Below are 6,080 nucleotides of genomic sequence, written 5' to 3' on the forward strand. Positions count from 1 at the left end.
GGCACACCGCCACCGCCGCCCCGTCCTCACCGGCCGCCAGCACGTTCCGCGCCTTCGTGCTGGTCCGGCTCGTGATCACCCGGGCGAGGCCGGCCTCGGGGTCGTACGTCACCCCGACGGGCACCACGTGCGGGGTCCCGTCCGGGCGTGGTGTCGTCAGGGTGCACAGATGCCGTTCGCGCCAGAAGCTGAGGAACGACGGGTCCGGGGCACCCGGATCCTGGGCGTAGGAGGTCATACCGGGAAAGCTAGTCCCCTCATCCCTCCCGAGCATCGCCTTGAGTGGAATAGACTCAACTTTATGTACGCTGACTGAGTCAGTGCAGGAGTCGGTACAGGAGCGACACCAGGAGGAGTACGGACACGTGGATGCCGAGCTGACCAACCGGAGCCGGGACGCGATCAACGCGGCCAGCAACCGGGCCGTGACCGAGGGACACCCGGACCTCACCCCCGCCCACCTGCTCCTCGCTCTGCTCCAGGGGCAGGACAACGAGAACATCACCGACCTGCTCGCGGCCGTCGACGCCGACCAGGCCGCCGTGCGGGCCGGTGCCGAGAAGGTGCTCGGCTCGCTGCCCAGCGTGGCCGGGTCCACCGTCGCGCCCCCACAGCCCAACCGCGACCTGCTCACCGTCATCGCCGACGCGCAGGCCCGCGCCAAGGACCTCGGGGACGAGTACCTCTCCACCGAGCACCTGCTCATCGGCATCGCCGCCAAGGGCGGGCCGGCCGCCGAGGTGCTGACCGGGCAGGGCGCAACCCCCAACAAGCTTGTCGAAGCCTTCCAGAAGGCCAGAGGAGGGCGCAGGGTGACCACCGCCGACCCCGAGGGGCAGTACAAGGCCCTGGAGAAGTTCGGTACCGACTTCACCGCCGCCGCACGGGACGGCAAGCTCGACCCCGTCATCGGCCGCGACCAGGAGATCCGCCGGGTCGTCCAGGTGCTGTCCCGTCGTACGAAGAACAACCCCGTCCTCATCGGCGAGCCCGGCGTCGGCAAGACCGCCGTCGTCGAGGGGCTCGCCCAGCGGATCGTCAAGGGGGACGTGCCCGAGTCGCTCAAGGACAAGCGGCTGGTAGCGCTCGACCTCGGCGCCATGGTCGCCGGTGCCAAGTACCGGGGTGAGTTCGAGGAGCGCCTGAAGACGGTCCTCGCGGAGATCAAGGACTCCGACGGGCAGATCATCACCTTCATCGACGAGCTGCACACCGTCGTGGGCGCGGGCGCCGGAGGCGACTCCTCCATGGACGCCGGCAACATGCTCAAGCCCATGCTCGCCCGCGGTGAGCTGCGCATGGTCGGGGCGACGACCCTCGACGAGTACCGGGAGCGGATCGAGAAGGACCCCGCCCTGGAGCGCCGCTTCCAGCAGGTGCTGGTCGCCGAGCCCACCGTCGAGGACACCATCGCCATCCTGCGCGGCCTCAAGGGGCGCTACGAGGCGCACCACAAGGTCCAGATCGCCGACAGCGCGCTGGTCGCGGCGGCCACCCTCTCCGACCGGTACATCACCTCCCGCTTCCTGCCCGACAAGGCCATCGACCTCGTCGACGAGGCGGCCTCCCGGCTGCGCATGGAGATCGACTCCTCGCCCGTCGAGATCGACGAACTCCAGCGCGGGGTCGACCGGTTGAAGATGGAGGAGCTCGCGCTGGTCAAGGAGACCGACCCGGCCTCCCGCGAGCGCCTGGAGCGGCTGCGCCGCGACCTCGCCGACAAGGAGGAGGAGCTGCGGGGCCTGACCGCCCGCTGGGAGAAGGAGAAGCAGTCCCTCAACCGGGTGGGTGAACTCAAGGAGAAGCTGGACGAGTTGCGCGGTCAGGCCGAACGCGCCCAGCGCGACGGCGACTTCGACACCGCCAGCAAGCTGCTGTACGGCGAGATCCCCACCCTGGAAAGGGACTTGGAGGCCGCCTCCGAGGCCGAGGAGGAGGCCGCCAGGGACACCATGGTCAAGGAGGAGGTCGGCGCCGACGACATCGCCGACACCGTCGCCGCCTGGACCGGCATCCCGGCCGGCCGCCTCATGGAGGGCGAGACGCAGAAACTCCTGCGCATGGAGGAGGAGTTGGGCAAGCGGCTCATCGGCCAGAGCGAGGCCGTGCGGGCCGTCTCCGACGCCGTGCGCCGCACCCGGGCCGGCATCGCCGACCCCGACCGGCCCACCGGCTCCTTCCTCTTCCTCGGCCCCACCGGCGTCGGCAAAACCGAACTCGCCAAGGCCCTCGCCGACTTCCTCTTCGACGACGAGCGGGCGATGGTCCGCATCGACATGAGCGAGTACGGCGAGAAGCACACCGTCGCCCGGCTCGTCGGCGCGCCCCCCGGCTACATCGGCTACGAGGAGGGCGGCCAGCTGACCGAGGCGGTGCGCAGGCGGCCGTACAGCGTGGTGCTGCTCGACGAGGTGGAGAAGGCCCACCCGGAGGTCTTCGACATCCTGCTCCAGGTGCTGGACGACGGCCGCCTGACGGACGGTCAGGGCCGCACCGTCGACTTCCGCAACACGATCCTGGTGCTGACGTCCAACCTGGGCAGCCAGTTCCTGGTCGACCCGATCACCAGCGAGACGGAGAAGAAGGAACAGGTCCTGGAGGTCGTGCGGGCCTCCTTCAAGCCGGAGTTCCTCAACCGGCTCGACGACCTGGTCGTCTTCTCCGCCCTCAGCAAGGACGAGCTCGGCCGGATCGCGCGGCTCCAGATCGACCGGCTCGCGCAGCGGCTCGCCGAGCGCCGGCTCACCCTGGAGGTCACCGACGCGGCCCTGGACTGGCTCGCAGTCGAGGGCATGGACCCGGCCTACGGCGCCCGCCCGCTGCGCCGGCTCGTCCAGACGGCCATCGGCGACCGGCTCGCCAAGGAGATCCTGTCCGGCGAGGTCAAGGACGGCGACACGGTCCGGGTGGACGCGTTCGGCGAGGGCCTGATCGTGGGACCGGCCACCGGCAAGACGCTCTGAGCGCGCTGGTGACGAGGGGGCGGCGGTGCCCCCTCGTCACTGCGTGAACGCCACGAACCGCACCACGGACCACTTCGGCCCGTCCTCGGCGACCTCCAGCTGTACGGAGGCGCTCTGCCCGCCCACCTGGTCCCGGTTCATGCACGCGTAGACGCCCGTGCCGTCGCACTGCACGTTGCGCAGGCCGGGGCCGTCCGGGTAGCTCGCCGCCACCCAGGCGTTCACCTCGGCGCGCCGCAGCAGGAAGCGGGCCTCGTACCGGGGGTCCTGCGCGGCCTGCAGCACGCACGAGAGGTCGCGCGCCCCGGCCGGGGGCTTTGCCCCGCCGTAGCCGAACGCCTCGGCGCACGGGACCTTCCGGACGCCCGTGTCGACGGAGTCGTCCGTGAACAGCCAGGCGACCAGCAGCGCGATCAGGGCCGCCACCACCAGGGTCGGCACGGCCAGGATCGCCGTGAACACGCCCCATCTGGTCCTGCCCGGCCGGACCTGTTCCGGCATGGTTTCGGTCTGCGTCTGTGTCATGTGATCCCCGTTTCCTCGGCCCCTTTCTATCGTGGCTGTCCGGATCATGTCAGCCCTGGGAGGACAGGGCCTGTCGGGGCTTGCCACCCCCCTCCCCGCATGGGGGAGGATGGCAGAATCCGTACGAAGGGAAATTCACGGTGACCATCGACCCGTCCTCGATTCCGAACTTCGGGGGCCAGCCCGAGCCGCAGCCGCAAGGACCGGCGGGCCCCGTCGTCCCGGATCAGGATCTCGTGAAGCAGCTCCTCGACCAGATGGAGCTGAAGTATGTCGTCGACGACGAGGGTGACCTCGCGGCGCCGTGGGAGCAGTTCCGTACGTATTTCATGTTCCGCGGCGAGGGTGACCAGCAGGTCTTCTCGGTGCGGACGTTCTACGACCGGCCCCACCAGATCGACGAGAAGCCGCAGCTGCTCGAGTCGATCGACGACTGGAACCGCCGCACGCTGTGGCCCAAGGTCTACAGCCACACCCACGACGACGGCACCGTCCGCCTGATCGGCGAGGCGCAGATGCTGATCGGCACCGGCGTCGCCCTGGAGCACTTCGTGTCCTCCACGGTCAGCTGGGTGCGCGCCGCCATCGAGTTCGACAAGTGGCTCGTCGAGCAGCTCGGTCTCGAGGAGGACGTCAACGACGCGGAGAAGCCCGAGGACGACGAGTAGGAGTCCTCGCGCAGGCGGGGCGTAACGGCGACCACCACCGGACACGCCCCCCGGAACGACGAGAGCCCGGCCAGGGCACCGGCCACCACGGCCGCGTGCCGGGCCGGGCTCTGTTCTTTCCGGATTCGCAGCGTCCGTCCACAGCCTGTGGATAATTTTTCGTACGTCCGCATGGCGATGACGACCACGCGGCGTAGCCGTCAATCACCGACGGTTGGGGGCGCAATGGACACCTCCGCCCATACTGTCTTGCCCAGCGGGTGGCGCGGCGCCGCACCCCAGCGCACGGCCAGGGTGTCCACCAGGAGCAGTCCTCGGCCCGACTCGCCCTCGGGGGCCGATGGCGGCGGGGTCGCCGGGGGCCGTTTCGCGGAGGCAGCGTCCGCGACCTCGACGCGGACCAGGCCCGCCGCCGCGTCGAGAGCGAGCCGGAGGCCGAAGTCGTGTCCCGGTGCCCGGCCGTGGAGAACGGCGTTCGCGGCGAGTTCGGCGACCACGAGGGCGACCGCGCACGACGCGTCCGACGCCGGCGGCCACCCCCACTCCTCCAGGTGCCGCACGGCGAGGTGCCGGGCCAGTCGTGCCCCTCGCGGGGAGGAGGGGAACTGGGCCACCAGAGGCGGCAGTTCGCTCTGTACGTCTGTCGATTCCGTCAGCACGGGGTGTTCCGTCCTTGGCTGTCGAGCGGGCTGATGTGGCGTGGCGTGCGCGGGTCGTCACGTTCCGCACTCAAGAGTCGTCCGGCCGCCCTACGCTCAACAGGTGACGCGGCCTTACTTTTCGACCCATAAGGAACGGAAGTGACGCTTTGGCCAACGGAATTGACCCCCGTACGTCGATGGCCGCGCTGTTCGGTGCGCGGGTCCGCAGACTTCGCCTCGCGGCCGGACTGACCCAGGCCGAGCTGGGCGACAGGGTCCATGTGGTGGGCACGCGGATCACGCAGATCGAGCGGGCGTCCGGAGCGAAGCCCACGCTGGAGCTGGCGCGGGCGCTGGATGTGGTCCTCGGTGCCGATGAATTGCTCGTGGAGCTGTGGCCGTACGTGTACCGGGAGGCGTTTCCGGACTGGTCGCGGAAGTTCATGGAGTACTCGGAGCGGGCGGGGGTGATCCGGCAGTACGCGGCGCATGTGGTGCCGGGGCTGTTGCAGACGGAGGGCTATGCGCGGGCGGTTCTCAGTCTGGATGCGTTGCTTGACGGCGAAGAGCAGTTGGAGGAGCGCGTCGCAGCCCGGATGGGGCGGCAGGAACGCCTGAGTTCACCCGACCGGCCGGAGCTGGTGGTGATCCTGGACGAGGCAGTGCTGAGGCGCCCCATCGGCGGCCGTGGCGTGATGCGGCAGCAGATGGTGCGACTGCTCGGTGCGGCGGCGGAACGCCACATCAGTGTGCAGGTGTTGCCCTTCGACCAAGGCGGACACGAGGCGATGGGTGGGTCGCTGACGATCCTGACTCTCCTGGACGGCACGGACGTGGCCTACACGGAGGGCGCGGACTACGGCCAACTCATCGAGGAACCGGCCAACGTCAGCCGCTACAAGGTGATTTACGATCGGCTGCGGGCGGCGGCGCTGCCCCCGCTCATGTCCCTCGACATGATTCGGTCCACCCTGGAGGGCAGCTACCGTGGCGCGAATCTCCCGTCCAAACCTGAACGGCGCCGCTTGGCGCAAGAGCAGCTACAGCAATCAGGCGGGCGGCGACTGCGTGGAGGTGGCCGGCGGATTCCCGGGGACCGTCGTCCCCGTCCGTGACAGCAAGGTCCCGCACGGTCCGGCACTGTGCTTCGAGGCCGGCTCTTGGGCCGCCTTCATAGGCGAGTTGAAGGTCCACCGCTCCGGAAACTGAGCTCACCGACCCCCTGTCCGCGAGGTCCCGGCAAGCCACTGACCTCCCCAAAGAACCGGGGGAAAGAACTACCC

General features: G+C 69.7%; 7 protein-coding genes. 4 read left to right on the plus strand and 3 right to left on the minus strand.

Going from position 1 to position 6,080, the window contains the following annotated elements:
• Nucleotides 1-238 (minus strand): pyridoxamine 5'-phosphate oxidase family protein (locus EHS43_RS34720; RefSeq protein WP_185806543.1); only part of this gene is annotated, 238 nt, incomplete at its 3' end.
• Nucleotides 239-365: 127 nt separating this feature from the next.
• Here EHS43_RS34720 and clpB point away from each other — a divergent pair.
• A complete protein-coding gene (clpB, locus tag EHS43_RS34725) occupies nt 366-2,963 on the plus strand; it encodes an ATP-dependent chaperone ClpB (RefSeq protein ID WP_125194619.1) in 2,598 nt (865 codons plus the stop codon).
• Nucleotides 2,964-2,999: 36 nt separating this feature from the next.
• Here the strand turns inward: clpB and EHS43_RS34730 are convergent, their stop codons facing one another.
• On the minus strand, nt 3,000-3,488 hold the full coding sequence (locus EHS43_RS34730; RefSeq protein WP_260470839.1) for a hypothetical protein: 489 nt from the start codon (nt 3,486-3,488) through the stop codon (nt 3,000-3,002).
• Between the two features lie 140 nt (nt 3,489-3,628).
• On the opposite strand from EHS43_RS34730, the gene EHS43_RS34735 reads away from it, so the two are divergent.
• A complete protein-coding gene (locus EHS43_RS34735; RefSeq protein ID WP_125194620.1) occupies nt 3,629-4,156 on the plus strand; it encodes a YbjN domain-containing protein in 528 nt (175 codons plus the stop codon).
• Nucleotides 4,157-4,356: 200 nt separating this feature from the next.
• On the opposite strand, the gene EHS43_RS34740 is transcribed toward EHS43_RS34735, so the two are convergent.
• Nucleotides 4,357-4,815, minus strand: a complete 459-nt coding sequence (locus tag EHS43_RS34740; RefSeq protein WP_125194621.1) for an ATP-binding protein — start codon at nt 4,813-4,815, stop codon at nt 4,357-4,359.
• Between the two features lie 179 nt (nt 4,816-4,994).
• Between EHS43_RS34740 and EHS43_RS34745 the strand changes: the two genes are divergently transcribed.
• Nucleotides 4,995-5,912, plus strand: coding sequence for a helix-turn-helix transcriptional regulator (locus EHS43_RS34745; protein ID WP_125194622.1), 918 nt, complete (start codon nt 4,995-4,997; stop codon nt 5,910-5,912).
• On the plus strand, nt 5,872-6,006 hold the full coding sequence (locus tag EHS43_RS48305; RefSeq protein WP_260470840.1) for a DUF397 domain-containing protein: 135 nt from the start codon (nt 5,872-5,874) through the stop codon (nt 6,004-6,006). Before EHS43_RS34745 ends, EHS43_RS48305 begins: the two co-directional genes overlap by 41 nt.
• Nucleotides 6,007-6,080 lie beyond the last annotated feature (74 nt).

Origin of the sequence: Streptomyces sp. RP5T, assembly GCF_003933965.1 — a bacterium.
Lineage (GTDB): Bacteria > Actinomycetota > Actinomycetes > Streptomycetales > Streptomycetaceae > Streptomyces.

Bases quoted from the DNA above. Each gene is read 5' to 3' on its own strand.
- EHS43_RS34730 (WP_260470839.1), bottom strand. From the start codon at position 3,488: ATGACACAGACGCAGACCGAAACCATGCCGGAACAGGTCCGGCCGGGC.
- EHS43_RS34745 (WP_125194622.1), top strand. From the start codon at position 4,995: ATGGCCGCGCTGTTCGGTGCGCGGGTCCGCAGACTTCGCCTCGCGGCC.